Source organism: Streptomyces sp. NPDC031474 (genome assembly GCF_055581185.1).
Genome location: NZ_JBVIJX010000022.1, coordinates 63,532 through 81,312, shown reverse-complemented (window position 1 = coordinate 81,312; position 17,781 = coordinate 63,532). Strand labels below are relative to the sequence as shown.

15 protein-coding genes, 1 pseudogene and 1 riboswitch are annotated in these 17,781 nt (G+C 71.6%); of the genes and pseudogenes, 8 read left to right on the top strand and 8 right to left on the bottom strand.

Annotated features, from left to right (window positions below; all coding sequences use genetic code 11):
- Nucleotides 1-38: 38 nt before the first annotated feature.
- Entirely contained in the window at nt 39-1,388 is a 1,350-nt protein-coding gene (locus ACZ5SK_RS38555; RefSeq protein ID WP_334577695.1) for a phosphomannomutase/phosphoglucomutase, read from the top strand.
- A 148-nt stretch (nt 1,389-1,536) separates the two neighbouring features.
- Complete coding sequence (locus tag ACZ5SK_RS38550) at nt 1,537-2,022, top strand: carboxymuconolactone decarboxylase family protein (protein ID WP_334577694.1); 486 nt, start codon at nt 1,537-1,539, stop codon at nt 2,020-2,022.
- A 61-nt stretch (nt 2,023-2,083) separates the two neighbouring features.
- On the opposite strand, the gene ACZ5SK_RS38545 is transcribed toward ACZ5SK_RS38550, so the two are convergent.
- The 6 genes from ACZ5SK_RS38545 to ACZ5SK_RS38520 are packed head-to-tail and all read right to left on the bottom strand — an operon-like array spanning nt 2,084 to nt 10,271.
- Nucleotides 2,084-2,932, bottom strand: coding sequence for an aminotransferase class IV (locus ACZ5SK_RS38545; RefSeq protein WP_334577693.1), 849 nt, complete (start codon nt 2,930-2,932; stop codon nt 2,084-2,086).
- Nucleotides 2,933-2,942: 10 nt separating this feature from the next.
- Nucleotides 2,943-4,121: an FAD-dependent monooxygenase gene (locus tag ACZ5SK_RS38540; protein WP_334577692.1), complete on the bottom strand. Its 1,179-nt coding sequence runs from the start codon at nt 4,119-4,121 to the stop codon at nt 2,943-2,945.
- On the bottom strand, nt 4,118-5,692 hold the full coding sequence (locus ACZ5SK_RS38535) for a class I adenylate-forming enzyme family protein (protein ID WP_334577691.1): 1,575 nt from the start codon (nt 5,690-5,692) through the stop codon (nt 4,118-4,120). The genes ACZ5SK_RS38540 and ACZ5SK_RS38535 overlap by 4 nt, the downstream gene beginning before the upstream one ends.
- Nucleotides 5,693-5,733: 41 nt before the next feature.
- A complete protein-coding gene (locus tag ACZ5SK_RS38530) occupies nt 5,734-7,374 on the bottom strand; it encodes a benzoate-CoA ligase family protein (RefSeq protein ID WP_457494668.1) in 1,641 nt (546 codons plus the stop codon).
- Nucleotides 7,371-9,665 (bottom strand): aminodeoxychorismate synthase component I, encoded by a 2,295-nt coding sequence (gene pabB, locus ACZ5SK_RS38525; protein WP_468577194.1) that lies wholly within the window; start codon nt 9,663-9,665, stop codon nt 7,371-7,373. The genes ACZ5SK_RS38530 and pabB overlap by 4 nt, the downstream gene beginning before the upstream one ends.
- A 30-nt stretch (nt 9,666-9,695) precedes the next feature.
- Nucleotides 9,696-10,271: an antibiotic biosynthesis monooxygenase gene (locus tag ACZ5SK_RS38520; protein WP_334577689.1), complete on the bottom strand. Its 576-nt coding sequence runs from the start codon at nt 10,269-10,271 to the stop codon at nt 9,696-9,698.
- A gap of 239 nt (nt 10,272-10,510) precedes the next feature.
- Here ACZ5SK_RS38520 and ACZ5SK_RS38515 point away from each other — a divergent pair, with 239 nt between their 5' ends.
- Nucleotides 10,511-11,290 (top strand): DUF3050 domain-containing protein, encoded by a 780-nt coding sequence (locus ACZ5SK_RS38515; protein ID WP_334577688.1) that lies wholly within the window; start codon nt 10,511-10,513, stop codon nt 11,288-11,290.
- On the opposite strand, the gene ACZ5SK_RS38510 is transcribed toward ACZ5SK_RS38515, so the two are convergent.
- A complete protein-coding gene (locus ACZ5SK_RS38510) occupies nt 11,271-12,266 on the bottom strand; it encodes a hypothetical protein (RefSeq protein ID WP_361707288.1) in 996 nt (331 codons plus the stop codon). The two genes, ACZ5SK_RS38515 and ACZ5SK_RS38510, sit on opposite strands and share 20 nt — an antisense overlap.
- Nucleotides 12,267-12,404: 138 nt before the next feature.
- Between ACZ5SK_RS38510 and ACZ5SK_RS38505 the strand changes: the two genes are divergently transcribed.
- The 3 genes from ACZ5SK_RS38505 (at nt 12,405) to ACZ5SK_RS38495 (ending at nt 15,711) form a co-directional block, all read left to right on the top strand.
- The gene (locus ACZ5SK_RS38505) at nt 12,405-12,782 is read left to right on the top strand and encodes a hypothetical protein (protein ID WP_334577687.1); all 378 of its coding nucleotides are present in this window, start codon (nt 12,405-12,407) and stop codon (nt 12,780-12,782) included.
- A 49-nt stretch (nt 12,783-12,831) separates the two neighbouring features.
- On the top strand, nt 12,832-14,022 hold the full coding sequence (locus ACZ5SK_RS38500) for a glutathionylspermidine synthase family protein (protein ID WP_468577192.1): 1,191 nt from the start codon (nt 12,832-12,834) through the stop codon (nt 14,020-14,022).
- A gap of 99 nt (nt 14,023-14,121) precedes the next feature.
- Nucleotides 14,122-14,211, top strand: a riboswitch (ZMP/ZTP riboswitch).
- 48 nt (nt 14,212-14,259) lie between these two features.
- The gene (locus ACZ5SK_RS38495) at nt 14,260-15,711 is read left to right on the top strand and encodes a glycine hydroxymethyltransferase (protein WP_334577685.1); all 1,452 of its coding nucleotides are present in this window, start codon (nt 14,260-14,262) and stop codon (nt 15,709-15,711) included.
- Between the two features lie 160 nt (nt 15,712-15,871).
- Here the strand turns inward: ACZ5SK_RS38495 and ACZ5SK_RS38490 are convergent.
- A pseudogene (locus ACZ5SK_RS38490) lies at nt 15,872-15,982 on the bottom strand (siderophore-interacting protein); the annotation flags it as partial.
- A gap of 28 nt (nt 15,983-16,010) precedes the next feature.
- On the opposite strand from ACZ5SK_RS38490, the gene trpS reads away from it, so the two are divergent.
- On the top strand, nt 16,011-17,024 hold the full coding sequence (gene trpS, locus ACZ5SK_RS38485) for a tryptophan--tRNA ligase (RefSeq protein WP_361707135.1): 1,014 nt from the start codon (nt 16,011-16,013) through the stop codon (nt 17,022-17,024).
- A 177-nt stretch (nt 17,025-17,201) separates the two neighbouring features.
- Nucleotides 17,202-17,780: a 2'-5' RNA ligase family protein gene (locus ACZ5SK_RS38480; protein ID WP_334577683.1), complete on the top strand. Its 579-nt coding sequence runs from the start codon at nt 17,202-17,204 to the stop codon at nt 17,778-17,780.
- Nucleotide 17,781: the final 1 nt, after the last annotated feature.

Genomic DNA, 17,781 nt, shown 5'->3' with positions numbered 1-17,781 from the left:
CCGTCGGCCCGGACCGCCCCGACAACGAAAGGGTTTCCGTGCCCGACTACTCACGTCTCGTCAAGGCCTACGACATCCGTGGCGAGGTCCCCGTACAACTGAACGCCGACCTCGCCCGCAGGATCGGCGCCCTCTTCGTCCGGCTCACCGAGGCGCCGCGGATCGTGGTCGCCCGCGACATGCGCGACAGCAGCCCGGAGCTGGCCGCGGCGTTCGCCGCGGGGGCGAATGCCGCGGGGGCGGACATCGTCGATGCCGGGCTCGGCTCCACCGACTACCTGTACTACGCATCCGGCAGCCTCGACCTGCCCGGTGCGATGATCACCGCCAGCCACAACCCGGCCAGGGACAACGGCATCAAGTTGTGCCGCGCGGGAGCGGCGCCCATCGGTGAGAGTTCCGGGCTGGGGCAGATACGGTCCTGGCTGGAGGCAGACGACATTCCGGGACCGGCGGCCCGCCCCGGCACCACCACCCCCCAGAATCTGCTCGGCGACTACGCCGCCCACCTCAACGCTCTCGTCCCCCTCAAGGGCAACCGCCGCCTGACAGCGGTCGTGGACGCCGGCAACGGCATGGCCGGCCACACCGTCCCGGCCGTCTTCGACGGCCTGCCCGTCGACGTCGACCCCCTGTACTTCGAACTCGACGGCAGCTTCCCCCACCACGAGGCCAATCCCCTGGACCCGAAGAACCTCGTCGACCTTCAGGCCCGGGTCCGTGCCGTCGGCGCCGACATCGGCCTCGCCTTCGACGGAGACGCCGACCGGTGCTTCTTCGTCGACGAGCGCGGCGAGGCGGTGTCCCCCTCGGCCGTCGTCGGCCTGGTCGCCGCGCGTGAGCTGGCCCGTCACCCCGGCTCGGCCGTTGTGCACAACGTGATCACCTCCGCGGGCGCCGTGGAGATCATCCGTGAGCATGGCGGCACGCCGGTCCGCTCCCGGGTCGGCCACTCGTTCATGAAGGCCGCGATGGCCGAGCACGACGCGGTCTTCGGCGGCGAGCACTCCGGCCACTACTACTTCCGGGACTTCTGGCGTGCCGACACCGGGATGCTCACCGCCCTTCACGTGCTGGCCGCCCTCGGTGAGCAGGACCGCCCGCTGTCCGAGCTGACCGCCGACTACTCCCGCTACGCGGCCTCCGGTGAGATCAACTCCGTGGTCGCCGACGTGACAGGAACCCTTGACCGGGTCGAAGCCGTCTACAGCGGGGAAGGAGCCACCACCGGCAGGCTGGACGGGCTGACCGTGGACCTGGGCGACGGCCGCTGGTTCAATCTCCGGCCGTCGAACACCGAGCCCCTGCTCCGGCTGAACGTCGAGGCGCCCCTCCAGGAAGCCGTCGACGCCCTGCGCGACCGGGTGCTCGTCCTGGTTCGGGGCTGAGGGCGCCCGGCGCGCCGGACGAAGGATCGAGGCTCCCACCGCTCGGGGCAGCGGGGCACGTCGGTGTGGTGGGAGCCGAAGGCGGCGTAAGTCGTTCTTCTTCTTGAAAGTGGTTGGCTTCTTCCTTTTCCCGGATAGAGTCTTCCCCATGACGAACAACAATTCCGTGTCCCGCGTGGCCCTCAAGAAGATAACCCCCGATGTTTCCGCCGCGATGGGATCCCTGCACGGCGCGGCCGTTTCCGCGGCGCAGGACGCCAAGGTCGAGCCCGAGCTTCTGGAGCTGATCCGGATCCGCGCCTCGCAGCTCAACGGCTGCGCGTTCTGCCTCGACATGCACACCAAGGACGCCCGCGCGGCGGACGAGACCGAGCAGCGCATCTACGCGCTGAACGCCTGGCGGGAGACCCCCTTCTTCACCGAACGGGAGCGGGCCGCACTGGCGTTGACCGAGGCCGTGACCTTCGTCGCCGACGGGCATGTGCCGGACGACGTGTACGCCGAGGCCGCGGCGGTCTTCGACGAGGCACAGGTCGCGGCGCTGATCTGGGCGGCCACGGTCATCAACGCGTACAACCGGATCGCGATCGCGACGCGTATGGTTCCGGGTGCTTATCAGCCCGCCAAGAAATAATATCGGGGAACGTCGAATATGGGCATCGGTGGTATTACCGATGCCCATCGTCTGTTTTTGGTTACATATTCGGAAGCGGCTCCGGGAGCTTTTCCAGCCAGTTCCTCCATTCCGCCGCCCGTGTCGCCGGACCGGCCGTCATCGCCTCTCCGTTCCCGATCCCGGCCCTGGCCCCGTTCCCGATCCAGCTCGTCACCGGGCGGATGCCGTGCAGCGCGTTGACGAGCCACACCTCCCGGCCGGCCAGCTCGGCCACCGTCCGCTTGCGGTGGGCGACGCGGATCCCGGACCGTACCGCCCGCTCCTGGATCAGCCCGCTGGTGATCCCTGGGAGCAGGGGCGACCCGGCCGGCGGCAGGCACAGGGTGTCGTCCTCCCACCACAGGACGCTCGCGGTCGCCGACTCCAGCACCGTCCCCGACGAGTCGACCAGGATCCCTTCCTGGGCCCCCTCTTCGACCGCCCGCCCGCGCACCCGGGCCAGGGCGTCCAGGTCGGGGCCCTTGCGGCGGGGCAGGGTCCGTGGATCGGGCTGACCGGCCGCCCACAGGCGCACCTCGCTGCCGAGCGGCGGCGCGTGCCGCAGCCGTAGCCGCAGTTCCAGGGAGCCGGCGGCGAGTTCCACCCGGGGGAACCACTCACCCGTGCGCGGCAGCACGGCGGTCATGTCGTGCCAGAACTCGACCAGCCGGCGCGGCGCGGGGCCGTCGGACTCGGCGCAGGCCCGCAGGAACCGCTCCCGGTGCCGGCCGTACCCGCGCACCCGGCCCTCGCGCACCAGCCACGAGTCCGCGGCCAGCAGCGGACCGTTCGCCACGGTCCTCGCGGATTCCGGTTCCACCGTCAGGCCCCGGCTGGGCGTCCAGGTCAACAGGCCTTCCGCGGCCCCGGCCGTCAGTTGTGCAGTCACCCCTGCCTCCTCAGTACTTCCCGCCCGCCGCCGCCGGAGCCCCGCCCCGGGGTCCGTACGGCGCGTGCTCCAGCCACGAGCCGCACGACGGCAGCACGGGCGCGAGCGCGGCCGCCGCACGCTGCCTGAGCCGTACGATCCGGCGCTGCGGGCGCAGATGTTCCAGCGCGGTCCCGGCGGCGGCGCTGTTGAACAGCCCGGCCGCGCGCCGTACTTCGGCGAATTCCCGTACGGCCTGGGCCGTCCCGGCGGCGATCGCCTCCGCCGCCGCCGCCGCGTCCGCGATCCCGCTGTTCATGCCGCGCGCCCCGAACGGCGGGAACAGATGCGCGGCCTCCCCGACGAGCAGCACCCGCCCGTGCGGGTCGGTGAAGGAGGCCGCGACCTTGCGCAGGAAGCGGTACGTCGACACCCACAGGATGCGGTCGGCGTACCCGTCGCCCACGACCCCCGGCAGCCACTCCCGTACGGCGTCCTCGGTGCCGTAGGCCTCCTCCTGGTCGTCGTCGCGGCACTGGAGGTCGACCTGGAAGCCGCCGGTGAACGGCACCCGCATCACGCTGCGCCCCCCGACGCCCGGATGCTCGTAGTGGAAGACCCGCTCCAGCGGCTGCTCCGCGCCCGGGACGTCGGCGACGTCCACGACGACGTGGAAGCCCTCGCCGCGCACGCCCTCCATGGCGATGCCCAGTGCGCCCCGGACGGCCGAGCGGGCGCCGTCGGCGGCGACGACGTACTTGGCGTCCCAGGCGCGGCCGTCCTCGCCGGTCAGCGTGACGCCGTTCTCGGACGCCCGTACACCGCGGATGCGCGCGTCCCAGACGAACTCGACCCCCGCCCGCTCGCACGCGGCGCGCAGGAAGCGCTCGGTGTCCAACTGGCGCAGGCTGGTGAAGGGCGGCAGCCCGGACGGGGGCGGGAAGGTGCGGGAGTACACCTCGCGGCCCCGGTAGAGGGTGCGCCGGGTGTGCCAGGTCCGGCCGTACGCCGTGATCTCGGCGGCCAGGCCCGGGGACATCCCGTCGAGCAGCCGCAGCGTCTCCTTGTGCACGAACAGGGCCCGGCTGCCCGGCCGTTCGCGGTCCTCGGGGTCCGCCTCCAGGAGCACGACCGGCAGTCCGCGCGAGCGCAGGCCCAGCGCGGCCGACAGGCCGACCGGGCCCGCGCCCACCACGATCACAGGGTTCATGCGCGCACGCTCTCTCGCGTCCCGGTCAGCATGCGGGTGATCTCCACCCGCTTCACCTTCCAGGTGGCGGTCATCGGCAGTTCCTCGAACCGCCACTGTCGCGGTTCGGCCATCGCGGGCAGATCGGCCGTGGCCTCCCGCCAGCGCTCCGGGTCCAGTGGCTGTTCGCCCCGGACGCACACCACCGGTACCGGCTCGCGGTCCGCGCCCGGCACGATGACGACCTCACGCAGTTCCTCCAGCCGCTCCATCAGCGCGTCCTCGACCTCCAGGTTGCTGTGCACGGCGTCGATCTGGTCGATCTCACGGTCGATCAGATGGAGGGAGCCCCAGCGGCTCATGTAGCCCATGTCGCCCATCTGCCACCAGCCGCCGTTCAGTTGGCGCTCGTACTGCGCCCGCGCGCCCAGGTAGGTGAGGATGCGCCCCCGGGTGCGGGCCTCGATCCGGCCGGGCGTTCCCGGCGCGGCCCGGAAGCCGTCGGCGTCCGCGATCCGGACCCGGGTGAAGCCGGGGATCCCGATCCCGACCCGGCGCCCGTCGGCCCGCTCCGCGCTGCGCCGCGTGAACCACTGGAACGCGACCGGCCCCGTCTCGCTCTGCCCGTACAGCTGGATCAGCCAGGGCGCCCGCCGCTTCGACGCGCCCAGCAGCCGCTTCACGGTGCGCGGGTGGATCGCGTCGAACGTGGAGCCGTACGACTTCACCCGGGACAGCGGGGCCCCGGGCGCGTCGGCCAGCTCCTCCCACAGCACGAAGGTGTTGGGGTGGGTCTCGACGATGCCGGGCCGGTGACGGACCAGCAGCGGGCCCACGGAGGCCGGCTCCGGGTCGGTGATCAGCACGAGCGGGCTGCCGAAGTGCAGCAGGACGCCGAGCAGGTGGTAGAAGCGCGAGTGCACGAAGGACATGTGCAGCGCGGCCGTCTCCCCGCGGGTGGGCCAGCCCATCGCCTTCTGCGGGACGAGCCGGTTCCACATGGTGTTCGCGCAGTGCACGGCCAGCTTGGGCACGCCGGTGGTGCCCGAGCTGTGGGTGATCAGTGCGGCCTCACGCGGGTGCAGCCGTACGGGCGCGGGGACTTCGGCGCCGGCGTGCTTCGCCAGCGGCTCGGCGTCCGGCGCGTCGTTGACGGAGAGCGTCCGCCGGACGAGCCCGGAGAGGTCGATGTCCGCGAGCGGGCCGTCCAGCTTGGCCCGGTCGGTGATCAGCCACGGCTCCCGGAGCCGTCCGAGGAGCTGTCCGACGACCGGCCCGGCCAGCCCGGGGGACAGGAGCACGGGGACCGCGCCGATACGGGAGACCGCGCAGGTCAGCAGCACGATGTCGACGTTGTCCGTCTTGTGGACGACCACCTGCTCCGAAGGCCGCACCCCCGCCGCCCACAGCCGGCCCGACAGGTCCTCGACCACGTCGGCGAGGGCCCGGTAGTCGAGGTCGACCCCGAGGGCCGGGTGGGTGTCCAGCGGCCGGTCCAGGGTGACGAAGACGGCGCCGTGGCGGTCGGCCGCCCGCCGGAACAGCGGGCCCAGGTAGAACCCGCGGTCGGCGAGCAGGGGTTGCTGCGACATGTGGCTGTTCCTCTCTGACGTACGGCAGGGGGCTGGGGCGGTCACCAGGCGCCCTGACGGACGAGGTGGCGGCGGAGCTTTCCGGTGGAGGTCCGGGGCAGGGACGGCACGAAGCTGACGCTGCGCGGGACCTTGAACGCGGCGAGCCGGTCGCGGGCCAGCGCGACGAGGTCGTCGCTCAGACCGTCCGCGGGGGACGAGACCGGCACGACGAAGGCGCGCAGCCGGCTGAAGCCGCGCCCGTCGGTGACGGCCGCGACCGCGACCTCCCGCACCGCCGGATGGGCGCGCAGCACGGCCTCCACCTCCAGCGGGGAGACGGTGATCCCGCCGACCATCTCCATGTCGTCGGTGCGGCCCAGATGCCGGTAGGCGCCGTCCGGTTCACGGCGCGCCCGGTCGTGGGTGGCCAGCCAGCCGCCGACGAGGGTACGTTCCGTCTCCTCGGGCCGGTTCAGATAGCCGGGCGTCACCGTCGGCCCGCGCACCCACAGCTCGCCCTCCTCGCCGTCGGACACGGGCCGCCCGGCACGGTCGCGCACCTCCACCTCGAACCCCGGCACGGGACGCCCGACGGTGCCGGGGTGGTTGTGGCCGAGGCTGTTGGCGCAGAAGGCGTGACCGGCCTCGGTGGAGCCGATCTGCTCCAGCACCGGCGCCCCGAGCAACTCGCCGACGCGCTCGCCGAGTTCGTCCGGCATGCCCTCGCCGGCCGACACCGCGGCGCGCACCGAGGCGAAGCAGGCCGCGTGCCCGCTGCCCCGGTCGGCGACCAGCGCCGCGAACGCCGACGGCACGGAGTAGAGCAGCGTCACCCGGTGCCGGGCGACCAGCTCGTCGACGGCGGCGGGCGTCGGACGGCGGTCCACCAGCACGGCGGACGACCCGGAGAACAGGGGGAAGACGAACGCGTTGCCGAACCCGTAGGCGAAGTACAGCTTCGACACGGACAGGGTGACGTCGTCCTCGGTGATCCCCAGCAGCCGCCGGCCGATCAGGTCGTGGTACGCCTTCGGGTCGCCGTGCGTGTGCACGACCCCCTTCGGGCGGCCCGTGGTGCCGGAGGTGTACTGCACGTACAGGGGGGCGTCCGCGTCGACCGGGTGGGCGGGGGCCGGCGCGGCGGTCGGGGCGAGCGCGAGGAACTGGTCGGCGCCCAGCCGCGCCCGCCCGTCGAACCGGTCCTCCAGCCCCGGGCCGGTCAGACACAGCACGGCGCCGGTGTCCTCGGCCATGAACGCGTGGTCGGCGGCGGGCAGTTCGGGATTGACGAGGACGGCGACGGCGCCCAGCCGGGCGACCCCGAGAAAGGCCGTCACCCAGGCGATCCCGTCCGGCAGCGCGAGCAGCACCCGGTCGCCGGGCCGCACCCCGTGACCGGCGAGCACACCGGCCGCCCGCGCCGCGAGCGCGTGCACCTCCCCGTGGGTCCACCCCTGATGCCCCTGATGGAAGGCGACCCGGCCGCCCCACCCGCGCCGCTCGGCGAGATCGTCGAGGTAGGCGGCGAGATTGCCGGGGGCGCCTGATCCGGAGACGGAGCCGGAGCCTGAGCCCGAGCCGTCCAGAGCTGCTCTGGGCTGGGGAACGGTCATGGCGCGCGCCGTGGCCGTGGGCTGTGGCGTGGCCGTGGGCTGAGCTGCCGCGAGCTGCGGTGCGGCCGTGGGCCGGGGCGTCGTCATCGGGTGGCCTCCTTCACGGTGGCCGTGGTGGGGCCGGGCTCCGGGGACTCCGGGCGCGCACCGCGCTGTGCGGTTCTGGCCCCGGCCCGGCGCAGCGCGCTCACCTGGGCCTCGGCCGCCTCCGCCGCACGCGACGGCACCCGCGTCCGGGCCGCCGTGTGCTCCCGCAGGGCCCGCATCTGGGCGGCCGTCTTCAGCAGCATCTCGTCGTACTCGGCGACCGGGTCGGAGTCGAGGACGATCGCGCCGCCCGCGCCCAGTTGCAGGAGGCCGTCGGCCAGGACGGCGGTGCGGATGACGATGTTGAGGTCGGCGCCGCCGCTGCACCCCAGGTAGCCGAGGGCCCCCGAGTACACGCCGCGCGCCTCGGTCTCCAGCTCGTCGATGATCTCCAGTGTGCGCAGCTTCGGCGCGCCGGTCATCGACCCGCCGGGGAAGCAGGCGCGCACGCAGTCCACCGCGTCGGTGCCCTCCCGCAGCCGCCCCTCGACGGTGGACACGAGCTGGTGCACGGTCGCGTACGTCTCGGTGGCCATGAGCCGGGAGACGCGCACGGTCCCGGTCCGGCAGACCCGCCCCAGGTCGTTGCGGAGCAGGTCGACGATCATCAGGTTCTCGGCGCGGGTCTTGGCGTCCGCCGCGAGCGCGTCCCTGAGCAGGGCGTCCTCCCGCGGGTCCGCGCCGCGCGGCGCGGTGCCCTTGATGGGCTTGGCCTCGGCGACGCCGTCCCGGGTGATCCGCAGGAAGCGCTCGGGCGAGGAGCCGACCACGTCGAGGTCGCCGAACCGCAGATAGGAGGCGTACGGGGCCGGGTTGACGCGGCGCAGCACCCGGTAGAAGGCGTACGCGTCGTCCGGAGCGGGTAAACGGGCGGCGTTGGTCAGACAGATCTCGTAGCTGGTGCCCGCCGCGAGCTCCCGCTTGCAGGCCTCGATGTCCGCGAGATACGTCGCCCGGTCCCGCACCAGCCACGGCTCGACCTCGCCGAGGTCCGGCTCGGCCGCCTCGGCGTGCGCGGGCACCGGCGCCGGCCGGTCGGTCTCCGTGGGCAGCGAGGTGAGCTGGGCGAGGGTGCTCTCCAGCCACTCCGTGGCCTCCCGGGTGGCCTGCGGGGTGTCCTCCGCGACGCAGACCGCGTAGGTGAAGCCCTCCTCGTGGTCCACCGCGATCAGTCGGTCGGCGAAGAGCCAGCAGGCGTCCGGGGTGGCGGAGCGGTGCGCGTTCGGGGAGCCGCAGTCGGCCTTCGTCTCGTAGCCGAAGTAGCCGACGTAGCCGCCGGTGAAGTCGAAGGGCAGCCCGGTGGCGTCGACCCGGCGGTTGGCCAGCTGCCGCTTGAGATAGTCGAAGACGCCGGCCCTGACCTTGCGCGTCGGCCGTCCGGCCCGCTCGATCTCGCACGTCCCGGTCTCGACGTCGTAGCGGACGAACTCGGCGAGCGGACCGCTGTCGTCACCGAAGAACGAGAACCGGGAGAGCCCCGGCTCGACCCGGGAGCTGTCCAGCCAGAACGCCCGCGGTGAGGCGGAGTGCAGCCGCGTGAAGGCGGCCTCCGCGTCGATCGCCTCGGCGATGCGGCGGGTGTGCAGCCGGTGGGCGGGGCCGCCGGACCGGCGCGGACGCGGTATCGGGACGGTCGGCACCGCGGGGGCTCGGCTCGGTATCGCCGCCTCGGTCGGCGGGACCGCGGTGTTCTTCGTCCGCAGCTTGCGGGCCCGCTCGGCGGTGAGGTTGCGGAAGTTCACCAGCATGCGGTGCCCGTACTCGGTGAGCACCGACTCCGGGTGGAACTGCACGCCCCACAGCGGCCGTTCGCGGTGCCGCAGCCCCATCAGGACGCCGTCCTCCGCCCAGGCCGTGGCCTCCAGGGACTCGGGCAGCGGCTCGCGCACGGCCAGCGAGTGGTAGCGGACCGCGGTGAAGTTCTGCGGCAGCCCCTGGAACAGGTCGCGCCCGTCGTGCCGGACGGCCGACAGATACCCGTGCCGGGGCTCCGGGGCGGGCGCCACCAGGGCGCCCGCCCCCTGCCCGATGCCCTGGTGGCCGAGGCAGACGCCGAGCACCGGCACCGTGGACCCGGCGAGCACCCTGGCGCTGATGCCGAAGTCACGGGCCTTCGCCGGGTGCCCCGGACCCGGCGACACCACCACGTTGTCGAATTCCGCAAGATCGGGAATCGCGTCCGCGGGGGCGTCATTGAGGATCACGACCGGTTCCTCGCCGTTGACCTCGGCGATCAGCTGGAACAGGTTGTACGTGTACGAGTCGTAATTGTCGATGAGCAGGGTCTTCACCCGCCCACCTCCCTAGGGTCGTTCTCGGTACTACGCGGTCCGCTTGTGCCGCCCGCGCAGTGCCTGGAGCGGTGGATACAGCCATTTCTTGAAGAAACGCTGAAGGCGGGGCATGAGAATCCAGGTCACGAGGGCCGTCACGCACAGACAGAGCAGCAGCGTGCGAATGAACGGATTGAGGCCGCCGAGATAAGGAAGCGCGATCACGTTGAAGAGGAGCACCGGCGGGAAAACCGCGCTCATATTCACGAACCATAGCTTCCATTTCGATGGCGGGGCCGGCGCCTTCGGGACGGCGGTCTGGGAGTCGAACCACACCTTGGAGCCCCGCACGCTCTTGCGGTCCGTCTGCACGGCGATCCCCGCGGCCCGGGCGTCCCACTGCATGCGAGCAGCCGAGTTCTCCCAGGCCTGGGACGTTCCTTCGCTGGCGAAGCGATAGACGACATGCCACTCCGCCTCTCCGTCGACTAGCACGCCACCCCCGAGGAAGCCGGGCTGCTGCGCACTCGCGCCCAGCATGGCCCACCCCCAGGAGTGAAAGTCGGCCTCTCGGCCCGGCGTCACGCGATAAGCCGAGGTGACGGTGACGGGATTACTGGTCACGGTGTCGAGTACGGAGCGGAGGCTCCCAGTGTTCACACATCCTTCAAACTTTCACTAACGTCTGCGGATGTCCGAAACGTGAGTCTTCATGCGTTTTTTGGCGACCTTGCCAGCTTCTGTCGAGGGCTATGTGGAGCGGTACTGCGGGTAACCTTTACGAATTCCCGGAAGCGCTTGCCGGTAAGTCGGGAGAAGTGCACGATCGAGTCCCCGTCGAGTTCCCGAACCAAAGGAGATTCATGTCCAGGTACGACTGGAATCTGACCCATGAGGGAATCGAAAGGGCTCGTTCCGTGATCGAACCCGCCCGAAAAGAAGTCACCGCGCATCCCATTTACCAGCGGATCAGCACCCGGGACGACATGGCGACGTTCATGGCGCACCACGTGTTCGCCGTCTGGGACTTCATGTCCCTGCTCAAGTCGCTCCAGCGCGACCTCACCTGCGTCGACGTCCCCTGGGTGCCGCGCGGCTCGGAGGTGAGCCGGCGGCTCATCAACGACATCGTCCTCGTCGAGGAGAGCGACGAGCTGAACGGCGGCTTCACCAGCCACTTCGAGCTGTACCGCGCGGGCATGGACGAGGCCGGCGCCGACACCTCCCGCATCGACACATTCCTCGCGCTGGTCGGCGAGGGCCACGATGTGTCGTCGGCGCTGCGGGTCGCCCAAGTCCCGGCCCCCGCCGCCGAGTTCGTGCGCACGACCTTCGAGATCATCGCCGACCGGCCGTTGCACTGCCGGGCCGCCGCCTTCGCCTTCTCCCGGGAGGACCTCATCCCGGACATGTTCGACCAGGTGATCAAGAAGGAGGGCACCGACCGGTTCCCCCTCTTCTGCGACTACCTCGCCCGGCACATCGAGGTCGACGGCGAGGAGCACACCCCCATGGCCATGCAGATGGTCGCCGACCTGTGCGGCGCCGACGACACCCGCTGGCAGGAGGCCGTCGAGACGGCGACCCTCGCACTGGAGGCGCGGACCCGCCTGTGGGACGGCATCACCGAGGCGATGGCCTGACGGGCGCGCCCGGTGAGCCCGGTGAGCCCGGTGAGCCCGGTGCGTCTGGTGCCTCCGGTGCGCCCGGTGGTGTGTCTGGTGCGCCCGGTGCTTCAGGCGTCTCCGGCGTCTCAGGCGACTCCGGCGTCTCCTGTGCCGGCGCCGCCTCCGGGGCCTCTCCGAACCGGGCCAGTGCCAGCGCCCCCGCGACGGCGACCGCGAACCCCAGCACGGCCAGCCAGCCGAGCCCCTCCCGGGTGCGGTCCCCGAGCCACACCACGCCCACGAGCGCCGGACCGATCGTCTCGCCGATCACTATCCCGGCCGTGGCCGTCGTCACCGACCCCCGCTGCAGCGCCGTCGTCAGCAACAGGAACGCGGCCCCACCCCCCACCAGCAGGGCATACGTCGCCGGGTTGGTGAGCAGGTCCGAGGGCGCGAGCGAGTCGATCAGCCGCACCGCCACCTCCACCACCCCGAACCCGCACCCGGCGCCCAGCCCCAGCACCAGCGCCCGCCCCCGCCCGGTGAGCCGCCCGCCCACCAGGCCCAGCAGCAGCACCCCGACCGCCGCACCGAGCATCACCCACGGCAACGCGTCCGGGCCGCTCTCCTCGCCCTCCGTCCCGGAGGCCAGCCCCAGCATGCCCAGCCCCGCGCACACCACCCCCACCGCCAGCCACTCCATGCGGCTCAGCCGCACCCGCAGCAGCCGCGCCGCGACCACCGCCGTCACCGCCAGACTGGAGGCGAGGGCCGCACCGACGGCGTAGATCGGCACCGACCGCAGGGCGGCGATCTGGAACAGGAACCCGAGCCCGTCCAGTGCCAGCCCCGCCAGATACCGCCACTGGCGCACCGCCCGCAGCAACAGCGCCGCGTCGCCACCGCCTCCACCGCCCCGCCCGTCGCTGCCGTCGGCGGCGGCGCGCGCCGCCATCGCCTGCAACACCGTCGCCGTACCGAAGCAGACCGCCGCGCCGAGGGCGCACACCATTCCAAAGAGCACGAAAGGACTGTAGGCGAGCGGCGGGTGAACGGGCCGCCCGCGGGCCCCATCCGACCGATGTCTAGGCTGACGGCCGGAAATCGCCGTAGGGGCGATGCGACAACGGGGACACGGGGAGACGGGAACATGGCGGACACGCGTCGAAAGCTGCGCTCGGGCACGGTCGTACTCGGAGGCATGGGACTGCTCGCGGCGGCCCTCACCGCCTGCTCCTCCGACCCCGACAAGCGCTGCGTCGACCGCGACAGCTACAACCTCGCCAAGGGGTACAAGGTCGTCGCCGACAAGAACTGCAAGTCGACCAAGACCTCGGCGGTCGGCGTCTGGTACTACGGCGGCAAGAAGCAGGGCTCCTGGGTCGACGGCGGCTCCTTCAGCAAGCCGGGCAAGGGATCTGGGGGTTCCTCCAGCAGCAGTGGAGGCGGCAGCGGTGTCAGCCGCGGCGGCTTCGGCGGCGACGGCGACAGCGACGGCGGCAGCCACAAGGGCAGCTCCGGCGGCTGAGCGGCTGAGCGGCTGAGCGACCGAGCGGCTGAACAGGACACCTGCACCCATGCGACGTCACACCATCGAACCCCGCCCCGACTGGCAGCGCACCGTCGAGGAACAGGGTCTCGTCTATCCCCTCACCCGCCACCCCGACGGCCTTCTGCGCCCCTACTGGGACGAGAGCGCGTACTACGCGTTCAGTCTCGACGAGGTCGAGGCGCTGGAGGAGACCGTCGAGGAACTCCACGAGATGTGCCTGGCGGCGGCCGCGTACCTGGTCGACTCCGACCGCCTCGCCGACCTCGGCATCACCGACGCGCGCGTCGCGGCGGCGGTCGCCGAGGCCTGGCGCCGACGCGCCGAGCTCCCCTCCGTCTACGGCCGGTTCGACCTCCGCTACGACGGCGCAGGCCCGGCGAAACTCCTGGAGTACAACGCCGACACCCCCACCTCCCTCGTGGAGGCCGCCTCCCCCCAGTGGTTCTGGATGGAGGAGCGCTTCCCCGGCGCCGACCAGTGGAACTCCCTCCATGAACGCCTGGTCGCCGCCTGGAGGAAACAGGCCGCCCTGCTCCCGCCCGGCAGCCCGCTGCACTTCGCGCACTCCTCCGCCGACGAACTCGGCGAGGACCTCATGACCGTCGCCTATCTCAAGGAGACCGCCGAGCAGGCGGGCCTGGACACCGACTGGATCTCCATGGAGGAGATCGGCTGGGACCCCCTGTCCGGCCGCTTCGTCGACCACCAACTCCGCTTCATCCGCAGTTGCTTCAAGCTCTACCCCTGGGAGTGGCTCACCACCGACCGCTTCGGCGGCCACGTCCTCGGCACCCTCGACAACGGCGGCGGCACCGGCTCCACGATGTGGATCGAGCCGGCCTGGAAGATGCTGCTCAGCAACAAGGCGCTCCTCGCCGTCCTGTGGGAGCTGTACCCCGGCCACCCCAACCTCCTGCCCGCCTACCTCGACGGCCCCCGCGAACTGGCGACCACGACCGGCTACGTCGCCAAGCCCCTGCTGGGCCGCGAGGGCGCCGGCGTCACGGTCCACGAACCGGGTGCCGCCCCGGCCGCCCCGCGCACCGACGAACCCTGCTGCTACCAGCAGTTGGCGCCGCTGCCCGCCTTCGACGGCAACCACGTCGTCCTCGGCGCCTGGGTCGTCGAGGACGAGTCGGCGGGTCTCGGCATCCGGGAGTCCTCCGGCCTGATCACAGACGAGTACGCCCGCTTCCTCCCTCACGTGATCCTTTAGAAGACCCGCAAGCCCGCAAGCCGGGCAGCTCAGGAGGCCCCGAGGTCGCTCGCATGGTGGACTCGGGGCCCTCCCCTTGTGACGTGCCCGCTAGGGTGGTGAGCAGGCCGTGACTGGCGCGCTGGGATGGGACGGACCATCGGGGAGCGGCCTTATGCAGTGACTGTGCCGTGCGCCTGGGCCGAACCGTGACACCGTGACCGCTTTCCAGCACCACGCCACCCGGAGGCCGACGACATGTCCGAGCAGCAGCCCCTCTCCACCGAGTCCACCGCCTTCCGTGCGGCTCTCGACGTGATTCGTGCCGTCGAGCCGCGTGTCGCCGACGCCATCGGTCAGGAGGTCCACGACCAGCGCGAGATGCTCAAGCTGATCGCCTCCGAGAACTACGCCTCCCCGGCCACGCTCCTCGCGATGGGCAACTGGTTCAGCGACAAATACGCCGAGGGCACCGTCGGCCGCCGCTTCTACGCCGGCTGTCGCAACGTGGACACGGTCGAGGCCCTGGCCGCCGAGCATGCCCGCGAGCTGTTCGGCGCCCGCCACGCCTATGTCCAGCCGCACTCCGGCATCGACGCCAACCTGGTGGCCTTCTGGGCCGTCCTCGCCGACCGTGTCGAGGCGCCCTTCCTGGAGAAGACCGGCGCCCGCCAGGTCAACGACCTTTCCGAGGCCGACTGGGCCACGCTGCGCCAGGCCTTCGGCAACCAGCGCATGCTCGGCATGTCCCTGGATGCGGGCGGCCACCTCACCCACGGCTTCCGCCCGAACATCTCCGGCAAGATGTTCGACCAGCGCTCCTACGGCACGGACCCGGAGACCGGCCTGATCGACTACGAGGCCCTGCGAGCCTCGGCCCGTGACTTCAAGCCGCTGATCATCGTCGCGGGCTACTCCGCGTACCCCCGTCTGGTGAATTTCCGGATCATGCGGGAGATCGCCGACGAGGTCGGCGCGACCCTGATGGTCGACATGGCGCACTTCGCGGGTCTGGTCGCGGGCAAGGTCCTGACCGGTGACTTCGACCCGGTTCCGCACGCGCAGATCGTGACGACCACCACCCACAAGTCCCTGCGTGGCCCGCGCGGCGGCATGGTCCTGTGCGACGACTCCCTCAAGGACCAGGTCGACCGCGGCTGCCCGATGGTCCTCGGTGGCCCGCTCCCGCATGTCATGGCAGCCAAGGCCGTCGCCCTCGCCGAGGCCCGGCAGCCCTCCTTCCAGGACTACGCCCAGCGCATCGTCGACAACTCCCGCGCGCTGGCCGAGGGCCTGATGAGTCGGGGCGCGACCCTTGTCACCGGCGGCACGGACAATCACCTGAACCTGATCGACGTCGCCTCCTCCTACGGCCTCACCGGCCGCCAGGCCGAGGCCGCGCTGCTCGATTCGGGCATCGTCACCAACCGCAACGCCATCCCCGCCGACCCGAACGGCGCCTGGTACACCTCCGGCATCCGCATCGGCACCCCTGCCCTGACCACGCGCGGCCTGGGGACGGCCGAGATGGACGAGGTGGCGGCCCTGATCGACCGTGTCCTCACCACCACCGAGCCGGGCACAACGAAGTCGGGCGCCCCCTCCAAGGCTTCTCACGTCCTGGACGCGAAGGTGGCGGACGAGATCTCGCAGCGGGCTACGGACCTGGTCGCGGGCTTCCCCCTGTACCCGGAGATCAACCTCGGCTGACGTCGCCCTCGGCCGGACTCCATCCGGCGAGCTCAGAGATCGATCAGCTCCTGACGTGGCTCTCCCTGCGAGCCTCCCGGCGGCGGTCCGGCTCCTTGCCGGGCCGCCGCGCGGCGTATCAGCACCGAGCCGCCGGCCCCCCAGAGCCACGCCCGGGGCCAGCCGTGCGGCGCTCTGTCTCGAGCGTCGCGACCGCCGGGTCGGCCGATTCCGGTATCAGCGGCTCGGCCTCCGCGAAGGCCGCCTCCCGGCCGGGGCGGGTTCCGGAGCGCCCCTGAAGCTCTGCGAGAATGGTGCGCATGGCCTCAGACCGTCCTCGCGTGCTCTCCGGAATCCAGCCGACCGCAGGCTCGTTCCACCTCGGCAACTACCTCGGCGCCGTCCGCCAGTGGGTGGCCCTGCAGGAGTCCCACGACGCGTTCTACATGGTCGTCGACCTGCACGCGATCACGGTCCCGCAGGACCCGAAGGAGCTCACCTCCAACACCCGCCTGGCCGCGGCGCAGCTCCTCGCGGCCGGCCTGGACCCGGACCGCTGCACGCTCTTCATTCAGAGCCATGTCCCCGAACACGCCCAGCTCGCCTGGGTCATGAACTGCCTCACCGGCTTCGGCGAGGCGTCCCGTATGACGCAGTTCAAGGACAAGTCCGCCAGGCAGGGCGCCGACCGCGCCTCCGTGGGCCTGTTCACGTACCCGATCCTGCAGGTCGCGGACATCCTGCTGTACCAGGCCGACGAGGTGCCGGTCGGCGAGGACCAGCGCCAGCACGTCGAGCTCACCCGCGACCTCGCCACGCGCTTCAACGGCCGCTTCGGCGAGACGTTCACGATCCCGAAGCCGTACATCCTGAAGGAGACGGGCAAGATCTACGACCTTCAGGACCCGTCGATCAAGATGAGCAAGTCGGCGTCCACGCCGAAGGGCCTCATCAACCTGCTCGACGACCCGAAGGCCACCGCCAAGAAGGTCAGGAGCGCGGTCACGGACACCGACACGGTCGTCCGCTACGACCCCGAGAACAAGCCGGGCGTGAGCAACCTGCTGGGCATCTACTCGACCCTCACCGGTACGAGCGTCCAGGAGCTGGAGCGACAGTACGAGGGCAAGCTCTACGGCGCGCTCAAGACGGACCTCGCCGACGTCGTCGTCGAGTTCGTGACGCCGTTCCGGGACCGCACACAGCAGTATCTGGACGACCCCGAGACGCTCGACGCGCTCCTCGCCAAGGGCGCGGAGAAGGCCCGTGCCGTCGCCGCGGAGACGCTGTCCCAGACGTACGAGCGCGTGGGCTTCCTGCCCGCGAAGCACTGAGCGGCGCTCGGAGGCACTCGGGGCGCACCGCACACACGTTCCTCTGGGCAGAGCGCTGCACATCACCTTCCCTGCGCCTGCCCAGAGCACAGCCGTGGCCGTACAGTCGATAGCCGTACGACTGAGTACGAACCCGGCACCACACCCCGCCATGACGACAGGACGACAGGAGAAGACGTGGGGACCGTAACGATCGGCGTGTCGATCGCGGTCCCGGAGCCTCACGGCAGCCTGCTCCAGGAGCGGCGCGCGGGCTTCGGCGACGCCGCGGCTCATGGCATCCGCAGCCACGTCACGCTGCTGCCGCCGACCGAGATCGAGCCGGGCGCGCTCGCGGCGGTCCACGCGCACCTCACCGAGGTCGCCGCGGCCGGCCGGCCCTTCCCGATGCGGCTGTCCGGCACGGGCACCTTCCGGCCCCTGTCGCCGGTGGTCTATGTGAAGGTCGTCGAGGGCGCCGAGGCCTGCGCCTGGCTTCAGCACCGGGTCCGTGACGCCTCCGGGCCGCTCACCCGCGAGCTGCAGTTCCCCTACCACCCGCACGTCACCGTCGCGCACGGCATCGACGAGGCGGCGATGGACCGGGCCTTCGAGGAGCTCGCCCACTACGAGGCCGAGTGGTCCTGCACCGGTTTCTCCCTCCATGAGCAGGGCGCCGACGGCGTCTGGCGCAAGCTGCGCGAGTACGCGTTCGGCGGCGCGACCGTCCCCCCGCAGGCAGCCCACACCGACCGCAACTCCCTGCCGACGCGCTAGC